The sequence below is a fragment of the Streptococcus sp. HJ1 genome (assembly GCF_052399005.1).
GTDB lineage: Bacteria > Bacillota > Bacilli > Lactobacillales > Streptococcaceae > Streptococcus.
The window spans coordinates 1,288,006-1,304,434 of sequence record NZ_CP199005.1 but is presented as its reverse complement, the minus strand read 5'-3'; the positions used below and the strand labels follow the sequence as shown (position 1 = coordinate 1,304,434).

Below are 16,429 nucleotides of genomic sequence, written 5' to 3'. Positions count from 1 at the left end.
TTCCGTCGATTAACTATGTTACAATAGGGTTTAGAAAACGTTATTGGAGCATTTAAATGAAACGATGGAAAGTGGCCCTAGTAAGTGCTAGCTTATTGGGGTGTTTTTTTACTGTAGTGGAGACAGCAAAAGCAGAAGAGGGAACGTGGCAAGGAAAGACCTACCTCAAAGCAGACGGGAAACCAGCAACCAACCAATGGATCTATGACCAAACGCAACAGGCCTGGTTTTATTTAACAGCTGATGGAAATCGTGCTGAGAACGGCTGGTTGACAGTTGGTGGTAAGGATTACTATTTTAACGAAGCTGGAAAATTAGCTACGAAAACGTGGGTTGGCCAGTACTATGTGACTGAAAGTGGTGCTAAAGCCAAGGAACAGTGGGTATTTAATCAGGAACAAGAATCCTGGTATTATCTCAAGTCTGATGGTCAGAAAGCTCAAAACGAATGGATTCAACAAGGTCAGGAAAAATATTACCTTAAAGAAGACGGGAAAATGGCCAAAGATGAGTGGATCACTCAAGGGGAGAACCAGTACTACATCAATTCACAAGGTAAAATGCTGAAAAATGCTTGGCTTGGTAAGAGCTATATATCAGAAAATGGTAATAAGGTTAAACAAGCCTGGATTTATGATGACAACTATAGCAGTTGGTTCTACCTTCAACAAGATGGTACCTATGCTGAAAATATGTGGTTAACTATAGATGGGAAGGACTACCATTTTAAATCAGGCGGTTATCTTTCTACTGAACGTTGGATTGATCGCTTCTATGTTGCGAAGAGTGGAGCTAAATTGAAATCGGAATGGTTCTTTGATAAGAATTATGATGCTTGGTTTTACTTGAAAGCTGACGGAACCTATGCCGAAAAAGGCTGGGAAACGATTAAAGAAAAAGATTACCATTTCAAATCAGGCGGCTATCTTTCTACCGAGCGCTGGATTGACCGCTTCTATGTTGCTAAAAGTGGAGCCAAACTGAAATCGGAATGGCTCTTTGACAAGAATTATAACTCTTGGTTTTACTTGAAAGATGATGGAACCTATGCTGAAAAAGGTTGGCAAACCATCAAAGGCAAGGATTACCATTTCAAATCAGGCGGCTACCTCTCTACGGAAACTTGGATTGACCGTAGTTATGTGACGAGCAGTGGTGTAAAAGCCGGCAAAGGTTGGCTCTTTGACAAGAACTATAACTCTTGGTTCTATATCAACTCTGATGGAAATTATGCCAATAAAGAATGGCTCTGGGATAATGGTTACTACTATCTCAAATCTGGTGGTTATATGGCTGCGAGTGAGTGGGTATGGTACAAGAATAACTGGTTCTATCTCAAGTCAAATGGAAAGATGGCTGAGAAAGAATTAATCTACGATTCATCCGACCAATCATGGTATTACCTTAAATCAGGCGGTTATATGGCAAAAAATGAAACTGTGGATGGTCATACCTTGGATGCTTCTGGTAGATGGCATGTTGCGGATAAAACCAAATATTACAAAGTTAAACCCATCACAGCCTATGTCTACAGTGCATCTGGAGAAATCTTGAGTTACATTAATCAAGGAAGTATTGTTTCACTGGATAGCTCGACGCGAAAAGGTGGCCGACTTGCAGTTTCGATTTCTGGCTTGTCTGGCTATATGAATCAAAGTGATTTGACAGCAGTGGATGAAGGAAGCGAGTTTATCCCTCATTATACTAGTGATGGGAAATTCCTTTACCATGAACTCTCTCCATACACGAGTATCAAAGTAGCTCCACACACCTCTGCTATGGTTATTGGCAAGAAGTACTACTCAACTGATGGAGAGCATTTTGATGGCTTTACCATTAAAAATCCTTTCCTCTATAAAAACTTGAGAGAACCAAGTAATTATAGTGCAGCTGAGTTGGATAAACTGTATTCAATGATGAACTTGCAGGATAGTCCTCTTGCAGGTAAAGGAGCGACTTTCAAAGAAGCTGAGGAACGCTACGGTGTAAATGCCCTTTACTTGATGGCCCATAGTGCCCTTGAAAGTGCTTGGGGACGCAGTCAAATTGCCAGAGATAAGAACAATTTCTTTGGTATTGCTGCTTATGATACTAGCCCATATCTCTCAGCCAAGAGCTTTGATAATGTGGACAAAGGAATTCTTGGAGCGGCCAAGTGGATTCGTGAAAATTACATTGACTATGGTAGAGACCACCTTGGAAACAAGGCAACCGGAATGAATGTTCGCTATGCTTCCGATCCTTACTGGGGTGAGAAAATAGCCAGCATCATGATGACTATCAATAGTAGACTTGGTGGGAAAGACTAATCAAAAGAAAACAACGGTAACTACTGAAAAGTGGATATCGTTTTTGTATATCTTGCAATAAGTTGATTCTATAGCTTTTTACACTTGAAATATTTAAAACAATATATTAAAATATAGAGGAGATTATTTATAAATTGAGGAGTTTAAAATGAAGAAATCAATGATTGTTGGGCTTATTACTTTTATTGCTTTAGGTTTGGCAACAGGATACTATTTCTTATCCTATGCGCCTCATCAAGCTGCTGTAACTAAGTTTGAAGATGTAGTAAAGGATTTAAATGAAAAGAATAAAGAAGTTGAAGATCAAATAGCTGAGGCTGAAAAGGTTATTGAGAATAATGAAGAACCTCTTGATTCTAAGACATTGGAAGAATTGAAATCAACTATAAAGGATAGCAAAGATTCACTTCGTAAAGAACCAGAAATGGAGAAAGCGACTGCTAAGATTGAGAAGCAAATTGAAGAATTAAGTCAACCATTAGATTATAGTGAAACAAAAAAGAATTTGTCTGAAAAATTGACTCACTATCAAAATAGCATTCTTCAATTAAAACAAATTACAAATCCTTCTAGTTCTTTTATTGAAGAAAGACTTAAAGAAATAGAATCAATTACTGGAGTACAATCTGTTACGGAGGATAATGACCCTAATAAAAAATTAAATAAACAAGGAGGATATACAGCGTCTGTATATTTTGTTGACAAGCAAGTGACTGAATCTGTAGAAGGCTCGGATATTGTTCATAAAGGCAATGATGTTGGAGGAAATATAGAGGTGTATAAGACAAAAGAAGATGCAGAAAAGCGCAATACTTATATTAGTGCTTTTGATGGAACTGCTTTAAATCCGGGATCCCACTATGTTTATGGAACCATATTAATTCGCACTTCGCACCATTTAACAGGAGCACAACAGAAAGAACTGACTGAGAAAATCTACAATAAATTAATTGAACTGAAATAATTAAAGAATTGGATAGCTATTTGTTTTATTGAACTAAGATACAGTCAAAAAGCCGTTGGAAAACGGTTTTTTGTTATAATTAATTGAAGAATGTAGAATTAAAGGAGAACAACATGACATTTGAAGAAATCCTGCCTGGGTTAAAGGCCAAGAAAAAATATGTACGAACTGGTTGGGGAGGGGCTGAAAACTATGTCCAACTCTTTGACACTATCGAACAAAACGGGGTTGCACTTGAAGTGACGCCTTATTTTCTCATCAACGTGTCTGGAGAAGGGGAAGGTTTTTCCATGTGGAGCCCGACACCTTGTGATGTTTTGGCGACGGATTGGGTAGAAGTGAATGACTAAATGTGTACTCATTACAGGTGTAAGTTCAGGGATTGGTCTGGCTCAAGCCCGCCTCTTTTTAGAGAAGGGTTATCAAGTATATGGAGTTGATCAAGGTGAAAATCCATTCTTGGAGGGTGATTTCTACTTTTTACAGAGAGATTTGACCTTGGACTTGGAGCCAATTTTTGACTGGTGTCCTTATGTAGATGTTTTGTGCAATACTGCAGGAGTTTTGGATGCTTATAAGCCTTTATTGGAACAATCAGCACAGGAAATTCAAGAGATTTTTAAAATCAACTACGTGACTCCTGTTGAGTTGACTCGACATTATTTGACGCAAATGCTGGAAAATAAAAAAGGAATCATTATCAATATGTGTTCGATTGCTTCGAGCCTAGCTGGCGGAGGTGGACACGCCTATACCTCGTCTAAGCATGCCTTGGCTGGCTTTACCAAGCAGTTGGCTCTAGACTATGCTGAAGCTGGTATTCAGATCTTTGGGATTGCTCCGGGGGCAGTCAAGACAGCTATGACCGCTATGGACTTTGAACCAGGTGGCTTAGCTGACTGGGTGGCTAGTGAAACGCCAATCAAGCGCTGGATCGAGCCAGAGGAAGTAGCAGAGATTAGCCTTTTCTTAGCAAGTGGAAAAGCGAGCGCCATGCAAGGACAAATCTTGACAATAGATGGTGGTTGGTCTTTGAAGTAGGAGGAGTTGGATGGAAATCAAAAAACACTTTGGAGTCTATGCTGTTTGCTTTGAAAATGGGAAGTTACTCTGCATTGAAAAAACGAGAGGCCCTTATCAACATCGTTATGATCTACCTGGTGGTAGTCAGCAACTTGGTGAAGGATTGACGGAAACGCTGATTAGAGAAGTTATGGAAGAGACAGGTTTTACTGTTAGAAGCTACTCTAATCCTCGAATCTACGATGTTTTCGTCAGGGAAGAGTTAAAAAATTTTATGGTTCACCATATCATGGCATTTTATGATATTGAGGTCAACGAGAAGGAACCTCAGGTTACGATTTCGGAAGCTGTCTCTGATGGTGCGAATGATTCACTTGGATATATTTGGATGGATTTTCAGAAAATCACAGAAGAAAATGCATCGCCATTAGTCTTGAAGGTCAAGTCTGAATTATTAGGATTTCCAGAGCTGGACAAGACTTCTTACATGAATTGGAAGGTGAATGATGAGAAACCAACTTGTCCTTAGTGGAGAACAAATTGTTGAAAAAGTTTATCCTCAGTTATTGCACCACGTCGGTATGATTCGTGGAGAATATTTGTTGAGAGAGCTTAATCAAAACATCCTATTAGCAAGTTGCCAGCAATTTGTAAAAGATTATCTAGATACCATTTGCTCCTTGTACTCAGACGAAGAGGTTTGGTATCGTTTTTCAGAGTTAACAAATACAGAAGCTAATTGTTTAGAGGGGACTAAAGAGCATTTTGATGAAAATCATCCCTTGTTTGGATATAGAGGGATAAGGCGTTTGCTGGCGTGTCCGAATGAATTTCAGGCTGAGGCACATGTCGTTACAGAAGTTTATCAAACCAATCCCAATCTGTCTGTTATTTTTCCTTTTGTCAATGATGCTGAGCAGTTAAAGCAAGCTATTACAGTATTGCGTGAGCATGGTTTTACTGGAAAAGTCGGCACAATGATTGAATTACCGTCAGCTTATTTTGACTTGGATAGAATATTGGAAACGGGTATTTCAAAGATTATAGTTGGAATGAATGATTTGACTTCTTTTATTTTTGCGACTGTGAGAAACAGTCAATGGCATGATATGGAAAGTCCAATAATGTTAGATATGCTGAGAGATATGCAGGATAAAGCAAGGATGAAAAAGATTGACTTTGCTGTAGCAGGCTATCTGAATGCTTCTTTCATACAAAAAATGAATCAGATGGGTATCAAGTGTATTATCCACTACAGTTCTATTCCAGAGATTTTTGATTTAGAGATTGATCATCCAGACCACCTCAAACGTGTAAAAGAAGTAAGTAAAAAAATACAAAGGAGCAACCCATGACACCTCAAGAAATGTGGAATGCGTATAAGCAAATTAACCCCTCGATTGGAGATGAGATAGATGTCTGGGCTTTTGGAGTGGAAGCCGATCTCTTGGCTGATTTGGTTTTAAAAGGCGAAAAGACAGCAACCGCCTCAGCCTACGACCTCTACGCACTAGAAGACGAACCACTTCCACAAGAAGGGACCTTCGATGTCATTTTAGACAGTCAAGATCAGGCTGTCTGCATTGTCGAAATTACAAAGGTTTCCGTTCAGCCTTTTCATCAAGTTTCTGCTGACCATGCCTACAAGGAAGGGGAGGGAGACAAATCTTTAGCCTATTGGCGCCAGGTTCATGAGGACTGTTTCACCGAGTGGATGAGGGAAGCCGGACTGACTTTTACCCCTGACAGCAAGGTTGTTTTGGAAGAATTTCGCAAGGTCTACCCACTCTAGACTGCAGAAGGAAGAAAGTTTTGGAAATCACCGTCCAATCCTTTTTTCTTAAGCAAAACATGATATAATAAGTTTGTTTGAAGAAGAGTAAAACTCTTAAACTTAGAATAGGAGAAAACTATGCAAGCAGTAGAACATTTTATTACCCAATTTGTTCCTGAACACTATGATTTATTTATAGACTTGAGTCGTGAGACCAAGACCTTTTCTGGGAAGGTGACCATTACTGGTCAAGCACAGAGTGACCGTATTTCCCTTCACCAAAAAGACTTGGAAATCACTTCTGTAGAAGTTGCGGGTCAAGCTCGTCCGTTTACAGTTGACCATGACAATGAAGCCCTTCATATCGAATTGGCTGAGGCTGGCAAAGTTGAATTGGTTATTGCTTTTTCAGGAAAAATCACAGACAACATGACAGGGATTTACCCTTCTTATTACACAGTTGATGGAGTCAAGAAGGAAGTCTTGTCCACTCAGTTTGAAAGCCATTTTGCGCGCGAAGCCTTCCCATGTGTGGATGAGCCAGAAGCAAAAGCGACTTTTGACCTCGCTCTACGTTTTGACCAAGCAGAAGATGAAGTTGCCTTGTCGAACATGCCAGAAATCGATGTTGAAAACCGCAAGGAAACAGGCATCTGGAAGTTTGAAACGACACCTCGCATGTCTTCTTACTTGTTGGCTTTTGTCGCTGGTGATTTGCAAGGGGTGACCGCTAAAACTAAAAACGGTACCCTCGTAGGTGTTTACTCAACCAAAGCCCATCCACTATCTAACCTTGATTTCTCATTAGACATCGCCGTTCGCTCAATCGAGTTTTACGAAGATTACTACGGAGTTAAGTATCCAATTCCTCAATCGCTCCACATCGCCCTTCCTGACTTCTCAGCAGGTGCCATGGAAAACTGGGGTCTTGTGACTTACCGTGAAGTTTACTTGGTTGTGGATGAGAACTCAACCTTTGCTAGCCGTCAACAAGTTGCCCTAGTTGTAGCACATGAGTTGGCTCACCAATGGTTTGGAAACCTCGTGACTATGAAATGGTGGGATGACCTTTGGCTTAATGAAAGCTTCGCTAACATGATGGAATACGTCTGTGTGGATGCCATCGAGCCAAGTTGGAATATCTTTGAAGACTTCCAAACAGGTGGTGTTCCAGCTGCGCTTAAACGCGATGCGACGGATGGCGTTCAGTCTGTTCACGTTGAAGTTAAACACCCAGATGAAATCAATACCCTCTTTGATGGCGCTATCGTCTATGCCAAAGGAAGCCGTCTCATGCACATGCTTCGCCGTTGGCTCGGTGATGCGGATTTCGCTAAAGGCTTGCATGCTTACTTTGAAAAACACCAATACAGCAATACCATTGGTCGAGACCTTTGGAATGCTCTCGGACAAGCATCAGGACGTGATGTTGCAGCCTTCATGGATTCTTGGTTGGAACAACCTGGATACCCAGTTCTCACTGTCAAAGTTGAAAATGACGTCTTGAAGATTTCGCAAAAACAATTCTTCATCGGTGAGCATGAAGACAAGAACCGTCTCTGGGTGGTGCCACTCAACAGCAACTGGAAAGGCCTACCAGATACACTTGAAACTGAAAGCATCGAAATCCCTGGCTATGCCGCTCTTCTTGCTGAAAACAAAGGAGCACTTCGCCTCAATACTGAAAATACTGCCCACTACATTACAGACTATCAAGGAGACTTGTTAGATGCTGTTCTTGCTGAGTTAGAGACACTTGATAACACAAGCAAACTGCAAATCGTTCAAGAACGTCGTTTGTTGGCTGAAGCAGGGCACATTTCTTATGCAGACTTGCTTCCAGTCCTTGATAAACTTGCTAAGGAAGAGTCTTATCTGGTGGTTTCAGCTGTTTCTCAAGTGATTTCTGCCCTTGAGCGCTTTATCGATGAAGGTACAGAAGCTGAGAAAGCCTTTAACAGTCTGGTTGCTAAATTGGCTCGTCATAACTATGACCGTCTTGGCTTTGAAGCCAAAGACGGAGAATCAGATGAGGATGAATTGGTTCGTCAGTTGGCCGTTTCTATGATGATTCGCTCCAATGATGCAGAAGCTAGTCAAGTCGCTAGCCAAATCTTTGCAGCTCACAAGGAGAACCTTGCAGGACTTCCAGCAGCCATCCGTGCACAAGTTCTTATCAATGAAATGAAACACTATGAGACCAAGGACTTGGTCGCAACTTATCTGGACCTCTACACTCATGCGACGGATGCGGTCTTCAAACGCCAGTTGGCAGCTGCTCTAGCCTACAGTACAGATGCTGACAATATCCAAACCTTGATTCGTTCATGGAAGGACAAATTTGTGGTGAAACCACAAGACCTTTCTTCATGGTACCTCCAATTCCTCGGACACCAAACAACTCAAGAAACTGTTTGGGTATGGGCGCGTGAAAACTGGGATTGGATCAAGGCAGCTCTTGGTGGGGATATGAGCTTTGATAGCTTTGTCATCTTCCCATCACACATCTTTAAAACAGAAGAACGCTTGGCTGAGTATAAGGAATTCTTTGAACCGCAACTTTCTGACCTAGCTCTTAGCCGTAATATCCGCATGGGGATCAAGGATATCGCAGCGCGTGTTGACTTGATTAAGCGTGAGAAAGCAGCAGTCGAAGCTGTTGTAGCCCAATATGGCAAGGCTTAATTCGTTCAAAATGTAAACAAAAACTCAACTTTCTATCTGAAAAGAAGAGAGAGTTGAGTTTTTTTTAAGGCAATTTTGGTATAATAATCATAACAAGGAGGAGTTTCTGATGATAAAAATCTTATTAGTAGAAGACGACCTAGGCCTGTCAAACTCAGTATTTGACTTTTTAGATGATTTTGCAGATGTCATGCAGGTTTTTGATGGAGAAGAAGGTCTTTACGAAGCTGAAAGTGGCGTCTATGACTTGATTTTGCTTGACCTGATGTTGCCTGAAAAAAATGGCTTCCAAGTTCTGAAAGAATTGCGTGAAAAAGGAATCACGACACCAGTCCTTATCATGACTGCCAAAGAGAGTTTGGATGACAAGGGACACGGTTTTGAGCTTGGAGCGGATGACTACCTCACCAAACCTTTCTACCTTGAAGAACTCAAAATGCGGATCCAAGCCCTTCTCAAACGTTCAGGTAAGTTTAACGAAAACACCTTGACCTATGGAGATATTGTCGTTAACCTTTCAACGAATGAAGTGAAGGTGGAAGATACTCCTGTGGAACTACTCGGAAAAGAGTTTGAGTTATTGGTTTATTTCCTTCAAAATCAAAATGTTATTCTTCCTAAGACGCAAATTTTTGACCGTCTATGGGGATTTGATAGCGATACGACGATTTCCGTTGTAGAAGTCTATGTCTCAAAAGTTCGTAAGAAATTGAAGGGAACAGCCTTTGCTGAAAATCTTCAAACCTTGCGTAGTGTCGGGTATATTTTAAAAGATGTTCAATAAACTAAAAAAAACATGGTATGCGGATGATTTCAGCTATTTCATTCGAAACTTTGGAGTGTTCACCCTGATCTTCTCTGCTATGACCTTGATTATCCTCCAGGTCATGCACTCGAGTCTCTATACTTCTGTAGATGAAAAACTCCAAGCCCTTAGTAGCAGTCCCCAAGCGGTTATCCAGTTAGCCTTGAATCGGGCGACTGAAGAGGTCAAGGATATTCAACCCGCAACAGCGGATGCCAACAAGGCTGAAATCAAACCCAATGTCAGCTCCAATACGGAAGTCTTGCTCTTTGACAAGGATTTTAACCAACTCTTACTAGGGAACCGTTTTTTAGGTTTGGATAAGATCAAGCTGGACAAAAAGGAGTTGAATCATATTCGCCAAATCCAAGTTGTCAATAGCTACGGTCAGGAAGAAACCTACCGGATGATCTTGATGGAAACAAATTCGTCCACTGTTTCAAGCAATGTCAAATATGCGGCGGTTTTAATCAATACCAGCCAGCTTGAGCAAATCAGCCAAAACCACGAGCATTTAATTGTTGTAGTCATGGCTAGTTTCTGGCTCCTGTCTTTAATTGCCAGTGTTTATTTGGCACGTGTCAGTGTCAAACCCTTGCTGGAAAGTATGCAAAAGCAGAAGTCCTTTGTCGAAAATGCCAGTCACGAACTGAGAACGCCTTTGGCCGTTTTACAAAATCGTTTAGAAAATCTCTTTCGAAAACCAGAGGCGACGATTATGGAATCCAGTGAAAGTATCGCTTCGAGTCTTGAAGAAGTTCGCAACATGCGTTTCCTCACGACCAATCTTCTCAACCTTGCACGTCGCGATGATGGAATCAAACCAGAAATAGCAGAAGTTTCTCCGCAATTCTTTAAAACAACCTTTGCTAACTATGAGTTGATTGCTTCTGAAAATGATCGTATTTTTGAGTATGAAAATCGGATTTATCGTCCCTTCATGACCGATCAGTTGCTCCTAAAACAACTCATGACCATCTTGTTTGACAATGCCATCAAGTATACAGAAGAAGATGGGAAAATTGAGTTTGTAGTTCATGCTACAGATCGCCACCTCTATCTAACAGTAACGGATAACGGAATTGGAATTTCAGCTCCTGACAAGAAGAAAATCTTTGACCGATTTTACCGTGTGGACAAGGCGAGAACCCGTCAGAAAGGTGGCTTTGGTCTTGGACTATCCTTGGCCAAGCAGATTGTTGATGCTTTGCGAGGAACGATTAGCGTGAAAGATAACAAACCTAAAGGAACGATTTTTGAAGTTAAGATCGCTATTCAATCTCCTTCAAAACGAAAGAATAAATAAAAAGACAGTTTTATAACTGTCTTTTTAGATAACTGAAAAAGAGGTTGGTAGTAGTACCAACCTTTATTTTGAAAATTTTCGTTTCATCATCTTTCGTTGAAGTTGTAAAAGGGCAAAACTAAGACCCATTGCAGCGACAAAGGATAAAGCTGTATTTAATTTTATAGCTAAAAAGATAAAACTAAAAAGTGCCATAAAAATACAGAAACAAGCGATATTTACAAAAAATAAAATCTCTTTTAGGTTAGGGCCGACTGGGGCTTCAGGTGTGTAATCTTGGTAAAGCGGAGTTTGTTTCGATTCGGGAGCTTGTTCAAACTCATATGCTTCTAGTTTTCTTGCGGACATGATTCTCTCCTTAACAGTACATAACTATTTTATCATTTTTTATGCAGAGAATTATTACAGAATTGTTACAAAACTACTAAAGTCTCTTATCAACTTCTAAGTCTCTCTTCTTGACACCCACTAGAGAAAATGATAGCATGGATGTTACACTTAAAACAGATGACCTAACTTTCTCTATTATAAATATACTGAGAAAGGTAAGGATAACTTATATAAATTGATAGCAAGCTGAGGCTTTTTCCTAAGATGATTTGTTGAGTTGCTACCTGGATACTTTTGAAGAGTATTGATAGGAGTTGTTTTGAATGGATGATAAGACAGAGATTCTGTCTATTGGTCTGGGTGGCATTCTTGCTACCTCTGGGAAAAGTAAAAGGAGATAAGCATGTATCTTGCTATCAAAGAGATATTACGAAACAAACTTCGATATAGTTTGATCTTAACGACCATTTTTCTTATCGCTTTTATGGTCTTTTTTATGACCAGTCTAGCTCTTGGTCTTGTGCGAAACAACCGGGCCGCTATTGATAATTGGCAAGCGACGGGTGTCGTTTTATCCGACTACGCAAATGATAATTTGACGGCATCTTTTATTCCTGAAAAAGACTACAAGGAAAAGAGTTCTGAAGAGGCTGCTCCATTGGGCTATATGTTCGCTGTGACCAATCTAGTCGATGGTAGTGAAAAGATTAACGTTTCCATCTTTGCTCAAAACTGGGACTCTTTTATCTCTCCTAGTTTGACGGAGGGTCGTTATCCTGAAAGAGATGATGAGGTTGTCGTGGATCAGTCTTTTGAGAACTATGGGATGAAGCTAGGTGATGCCATTCAGCTCAATGGAAGTGAGACAAGTTACAAGATCGTAGGCCTGACTCAAGGAAATAAGTTTTTCACCGAGCCTGTTGTCTTTACGAGTCTGACAACTTATTGGACCTTACAAGGAACCTTGAAAGCCAATCGTTCCATCTCTGCCTTAGTTTTGAAAAATGACATAGAAGTGTCTGGCGATGGACTGAAACAGATTTCCATTCCAAAAATGATTTCGAAAATTCCTGGTTACACACCTCAGGTTAATGTATTTTCAGGAATGATTCTTGCTATGATTGTCATCACAGGCTTGATTGTGGGGATTTTTGTTTATATCATTACTATCCAAAAACTAGGACTTTATGGAATAATGCGAGCTCAGGGAATACAGATCAAAACCATTGTATGGTCTCTATTCTGTCAAATCTTCCTCCTAGCTGGTATGGGGATTGCTTTAGCCTTGCTGGCAATCGGAGGAGTGATTTTAGTCTTACCAGCTACCTTCTTTTTCTATCCAAGTTGGATAGCCTACTCGGTCCTAAGTTTGGTAATTTGCTTGATGGCCCTTCTAGGTGGTGTCATTTCACTACCACGCTTGCTAAAGGTGGACCCGATTACTGCGATTGCAGAGTGATAAGGAGTATAGTATGACAGCATTGATAGAAATGAATCAAGTGACAAAAACCTACGGGGAAGGAAAGATGAAAGTCGTTGCCCTGCATGAGACAAATTTTCAGCTAAATGCAGGAGAGTTCGTAGCTATTGTTGGGCCTTCTGGCTCTGGCAAGACAACCTTTCTAACAACTCTAGGACAACTACAGGAAGCTTCGAGTGGAAAGATTCTAGTAAAGGGGAAGGAAACAGGCAGTTTGACGGAGAAGGAGAAAACAGACCTCCGTTTTAGAGAGTTTAGTTTCATTCTTCAGGCTTCAAACCTAATTCCTTTTCTAACGGTCAAGGAACAGCTGGATTTGATAGACAGACTAGATAAGGGAAAAAATAGCAAAAGTGACCGAAAAGAGCTCTTTGACCTGTTGGATTTGGAAAAAGTAAAAGAACAGTATCCCAAGGCTCTATCAGGTGGCGAACGTCAACGTGCCGCGATTGCTAGAGCGCTCTATAACAATCCGAGCATTGTGCTTGCAGATGAGCCGACAGCCAGTCTAGACACCGAGCGTGCTTACCAAGTAACGGAGATGCTGGCTGCCATTGCCCATGAACAAGGCAGAGGAGTTGTTATGATTACGCATGATACTCGCCTTCTTGATAAGGTTGATCGTATTTATGTCATGAACGATGGCCACCTAGTTGAAGAAACACATGCATAAAATAGAGTGAATGGTACAAGTTACTGTTCACTTTTTTGATTGGAAAAGATAGAAACAAGTTTAACTTTTTGTGAAACTCCCAGTACCCATAGCTGATTTTTGAGAAATGTGGTATAATTTTTCTTATGGAAAAGATTATCATTACAGCAACTGCTGAAAGTATTGAACAAGTTGAACAGTTACTCGAAGCCGGCGTAGACCGTATCTATGTTGGTGAGAAAGATTTTGGACTTCGTCTGCCAACAAACTTTAGCTATGAAGAGTTACGCACCATCGCTAAGCTGGTTCATGAAGCAGGCAAGGAATTGATCGTTGCGGTCAATGCCCTTATGCACCAAGACATGATGGACCGTATCAAGCCATTCCTAGACTTCTTGGAAGAAATTAAGACAGACTACATCACAGTTGGGGATGCAGGTGTCTTTTATGTGGTCAACCGTGATGGCTATTCCTTTAAGACCATCTACGATGCTTCAACCATGGTGACAAGCAGTCGTCAGATTAACTTCTGGGGTCAAAAGGCAGGCGCCTCTGAGGCTGTTTTGGCGCGTGAAATTCCATCTGCTGAACTCTTCAAGATGCCAGAGATTTTGGAAATTCCTGCTGAAGTATTGGTTTATGGAGCTAGTGTCATTCATCATTCTAAGCGTCCGCTCTTGCAAAACTACTATAACTTCACGCACATCGATGATGAAAAGACACGTAAACGTGACCTCTTCTTAGCAGAACCGAGTGACCCTGAGAGCCATTACTCTATCTTTGAAGACAATCATGGGACCCACATTTTTGCAAATAACGACCTTGATTTGATGACCAAATTGACAGAATTGGTGGAGCATGGTTTTACTCACTGGAAGCTAGAGGGGCTCTACACACCTGGTCAGAATTTTGTAGAAATTGCTAAACTCTTTATTCAAGCGCGTGGCTTGATCCAAGAGGGGAATTTCAGCCATGACCAAGCCTTCTTGTTAGATGAGGAAGTGCGCAAGTTACACCCTAAAAACCGTTTCCTCGACACAGGATTCTATGATTACGATCCTGATATGGTTAAATAGGACACCAAAACCCGAAATAAAAATGTTCGGGTTTTTCCAGTGTATCCATGAAATAAAAACGGATACATGTTATAATAAAAATAGCTCTTTAATGGAGGTATTTAAGTGGAGAATCTGAAAAAGATGGCAGGTATCAAGGCTGCTGAGTTTGTCAAGGATGGTATGGTTGTTGGACTCGGAACTGGATCAACTGCCTACTATTTCGTAGAAGAAATCGGTCGTCGGATTAAGGAAGAAGGTTTGCAGATTACTGCTGTGACAACTTCCAGTGTGACCAGTAAACAGGCTGAAGGTCTTAACATCCCGCTCAAGTCGATTGATCAAGTTGACTTTGTTGATGTGACGGTTGACGGGGCGGATGAAGTAGATAGCCAGTTTAACGGAATCAAAGGCGGAGGTGGTGCCCTTCTGATGGAGAAGGTTGTCGCAACGCCCTCAAAAGAATACATTTGGGTGGTGGATGAAAGCAAACTGGTCAAGAAACTAGGTGCTTTTAAATTGCCAGTAGAAGTGGTTCAGTATGGTGCAGAACAGGTCTTTCGTCGGTTTGAGCGAGCTGGCTACAAACCAAGTTTCCGTGAAAAAGACGGCCAACGTTTTGTGACCGATATGCAGAACTTTATCATTGACCTAGCCTTGGATGTCATTGAAGATCCGATTGCCTTCGGACACGAATTGGACCATGTCGTTGGTGTCGTAGAGCATGGCTTGTTCAACCAAATGGTGGATAAGGTCATCGTAGCGGGACGAGATGGTGTTCAGATTTTAACTTCAACAAAAGCAAACTAATCAAAAAAATAAGGAGACAGACTATGTCAAAATTTAATCGTATTCACTTGGTGGTGCTGGATTCTGTAGGAATCGGTGCAGCACCAGATGCCAATAACTTTGTCAATGCAGGGGTTCCAGATGGAGCTTCTGACACACTGGGACACATTTCAAAAACAGTTGGTTTGAATGTGCCAAACATGGCTAAAATCGGTCTAGGAAATATTCCTCGCGAAGCGCCTCTTAAGACTGTACCAGCTGAAAGTAATCCAACAGGTTATGCAACAAAATTGGAAGAAGTATCTCTAGGTAAGGACACCATGACTGGACACTGGGAAATCATGGGACTCAACATTACCGAGCCTTTCGATACTTTCTGGAACGGATTCCCAGAAGAAATCCTGACAAAAATCGAAGAATTTTCAGGGCGCAAGGTCATTCGTGAAGCCAACAAACCATACTCAGGTACGGCTGTTATCGATGATTTCGGACCACGTCAAATGGAAACTGGAGAGTTGATTATCTATACTTCAGCTGACCCTGTTTTGCAAATTGCTGCCCACGAAGACATCATTCCTTTGGATGAATTGTACCGTATCTGTGAATACGCTCGTTCAATTACCCTTGAGCGTCCTGCTCTTCTAGGTCGTATCATTGCCCGTCCATATGTTGGTGAGCCAGGTAACTTCACTCGTACAGCAAATCGTCGTGACTTAGCCGTTTCTCCATTTGCACCAACTGTTTTGGATAAATTGAACGAAGCTGGCATCGATACGTACGCTGTTGGTAAAATCAACGATATCTTTAACGGCGCTGGTATCAACCATGACATGGGCCACAACAAGTCAAACAGCCATGGAATTGATACACTATTGAAGACCATGGGCCTTGCTGAGTTTGAAAAAGGATTCTCCTTCACAAACTTGGTGGACTTTGATGCCCTTTACGGCCACCGCCGCAATGCTCATGGTTACCGTGATTGCTTGCATGAGTTCGATGATCGCTTGCCTGAAATTATCGCAGCTATGAGAGAGAATGATCTTCTCTTGATTACAGCGGACCATGGAAATGACCCAACCTATGCAGGAACAGACCACACTCGCGAATACATTCCACTTTTGGCCTACAGCCCTTCCTTTAAAGGAAATGGTGTCATTCCAGTTGGACATTTTGCAGATATCTCAGCAACAGTTGCGGATAACTTTGGTGTTGAAACTGCCATGATTGGGGAAAGTTTCTTAGATAAATTGGTATAAG

At 41.2% G+C, this 16,429-nt stretch carries 16 protein-coding genes; 15 read left to right on the top strand and 1 reads right to left on the bottom strand.

Annotated elements, in window-relative coordinates:
• Positions 1-56: 56 nt before the first annotated feature.
• From ACT17O_RS06655 to ACT17O_RS06610, 10 genes are all read left to right on the top strand, one after another.
• Positions 57-2,309 (top strand): glucosaminidase domain-containing protein, encoded by a 2,253-nt coding sequence (locus ACT17O_RS06655; RefSeq protein WP_371590000.1) that lies wholly within the window; start codon positions 57-59, stop codon positions 2,307-2,309.
• 148 nt (positions 2,310-2,457) lie between these two features.
• Positions 2,458-3,273: a hypothetical protein gene (locus tag ACT17O_RS06650; protein WP_000749425.1), complete on the top strand. Its 816-nt coding sequence runs from the start codon at positions 2,458-2,460 to the stop codon at positions 3,271-3,273.
• 113 nt (positions 3,274-3,386) lie between these two features.
• Positions 3,387-3,623, top strand: a complete 237-nt coding sequence (locus ACT17O_RS06645; protein ID WP_000141914.1) for a DUF2829 domain-containing protein — start codon at positions 3,387-3,389, stop codon at positions 3,621-3,623.
• Positions 3,616-4,314 carry a 3-oxoacyl-ACP reductase gene (locus ACT17O_RS06640; protein ID WP_444817286.1) on the top strand — a complete coding sequence of 233 codons (699 nt, stop codon included), beginning with the start codon at positions 3,616-3,618 and terminating at the stop codon, positions 4,312-4,314. The genes ACT17O_RS06645 and ACT17O_RS06640 overlap by 8 nt, the downstream gene beginning before the upstream one ends.
• 10 nt (positions 4,315-4,324) lie before the next feature.
• Entirely contained in the window at positions 4,325-4,825 is a 501-nt protein-coding gene (locus tag ACT17O_RS06635; protein ID WP_444817285.1) for an NUDIX hydrolase, read from the top strand.
• A complete protein-coding gene (locus tag ACT17O_RS06630; RefSeq protein ID WP_444817864.1) occupies positions 4,803-5,651 on the top strand; it encodes a putative PEP-binding protein in 849 nt (282 codons plus the stop codon). Before ACT17O_RS06635 ends, ACT17O_RS06630 begins: the two co-directional genes overlap by 23 nt.
• A complete protein-coding gene (locus ACT17O_RS06625) occupies positions 5,648-6,088 on the top strand; it encodes an ASCH domain-containing protein (protein ID WP_268699721.1) in 441 nt (146 codons plus the stop codon). The genes ACT17O_RS06630 and ACT17O_RS06625 overlap by 4 nt, the downstream gene beginning before the upstream one ends.
• Before the next feature lie 120 nt (positions 6,089-6,208).
• Positions 6,209-8,755, top strand: coding sequence for a M1 family metallopeptidase (locus ACT17O_RS06620; RefSeq protein WP_444817284.1), 2,547 nt, complete (start codon positions 6,209-6,211; stop codon positions 8,753-8,755).
• A 109-nt stretch (positions 8,756-8,864) separates the two neighbouring features.
• Positions 8,865-9,539, top strand: coding sequence for a two-component system response regulator CiaR (gene ciaR / locus ACT17O_RS06615; RefSeq protein ID WP_000590630.1), 675 nt, complete (start codon positions 8,865-8,867; stop codon positions 9,537-9,539).
• Positions 9,529-10,866, top strand: a complete 1,338-nt coding sequence (locus ACT17O_RS06610) for a sensor histidine kinase (protein ID WP_000482348.1) — start codon at positions 9,529-9,531, stop codon at positions 10,864-10,866. Before ciaR ends, ACT17O_RS06610 begins: the two co-directional genes overlap by 11 nt.
• A gap of 63 nt (positions 10,867-10,929) precedes the next feature.
• On the opposite strand, the gene ACT17O_RS06605 is transcribed toward ACT17O_RS06610, so the two are convergent.
• Positions 10,930-11,214, bottom strand: a complete 285-nt coding sequence (locus ACT17O_RS06605; RefSeq protein ID WP_001276160.1) for a DUF3270 domain-containing protein — start codon at positions 11,212-11,214, stop codon at positions 10,930-10,932.
• A gap of 385 nt (positions 11,215-11,599) precedes the next feature.
• Here ACT17O_RS06605 and ACT17O_RS06600 point away from each other — a divergent pair, with 385 nt between their 5' ends.
• The 5 genes from ACT17O_RS06600 (at position 11,600) to ACT17O_RS06580 (ending at position 16,428) form a co-directional block, all read left to right on the top strand.
• Positions 11,600-12,655, top strand: a complete 1,056-nt coding sequence (locus ACT17O_RS06600) for an ABC transporter permease (RefSeq protein ID WP_070697054.1) — start codon at positions 11,600-11,602, stop codon at positions 12,653-12,655.
• 13 nt (positions 12,656-12,668) lie between these two features.
• Positions 12,669-13,349 (top strand): ABC transporter ATP-binding protein, encoded by a 681-nt coding sequence (locus ACT17O_RS06595; RefSeq protein WP_268703359.1) that lies wholly within the window; start codon positions 12,669-12,671, stop codon positions 13,347-13,349.
• Between the two features lie 125 nt (positions 13,350-13,474).
• Positions 13,475-14,404 carry a peptidase U32 family protein gene (locus ACT17O_RS06590; protein WP_444817283.1) on the top strand — a complete coding sequence of 310 codons (930 nt, stop codon included), beginning with the start codon at positions 13,475-13,477 and terminating at the stop codon, positions 14,402-14,404.
• A 105-nt stretch (positions 14,405-14,509) separates the two neighbouring features.
• A complete protein-coding gene (gene rpiA / locus ACT17O_RS06585) occupies positions 14,510-15,193 on the top strand; it encodes a ribose-5-phosphate isomerase RpiA (protein ID WP_444817282.1) in 684 nt (227 codons plus the stop codon).
• A 23-nt stretch (positions 15,194-15,216) separates the two neighbouring features.
• On the top strand, positions 15,217-16,428 hold the full coding sequence (locus ACT17O_RS06580; RefSeq protein WP_444817281.1) for a phosphopentomutase: 1,212 nt from the start codon (positions 15,217-15,219) through the stop codon (positions 16,426-16,428).
• Position 16,429 lies beyond the last annotated feature (1 nt).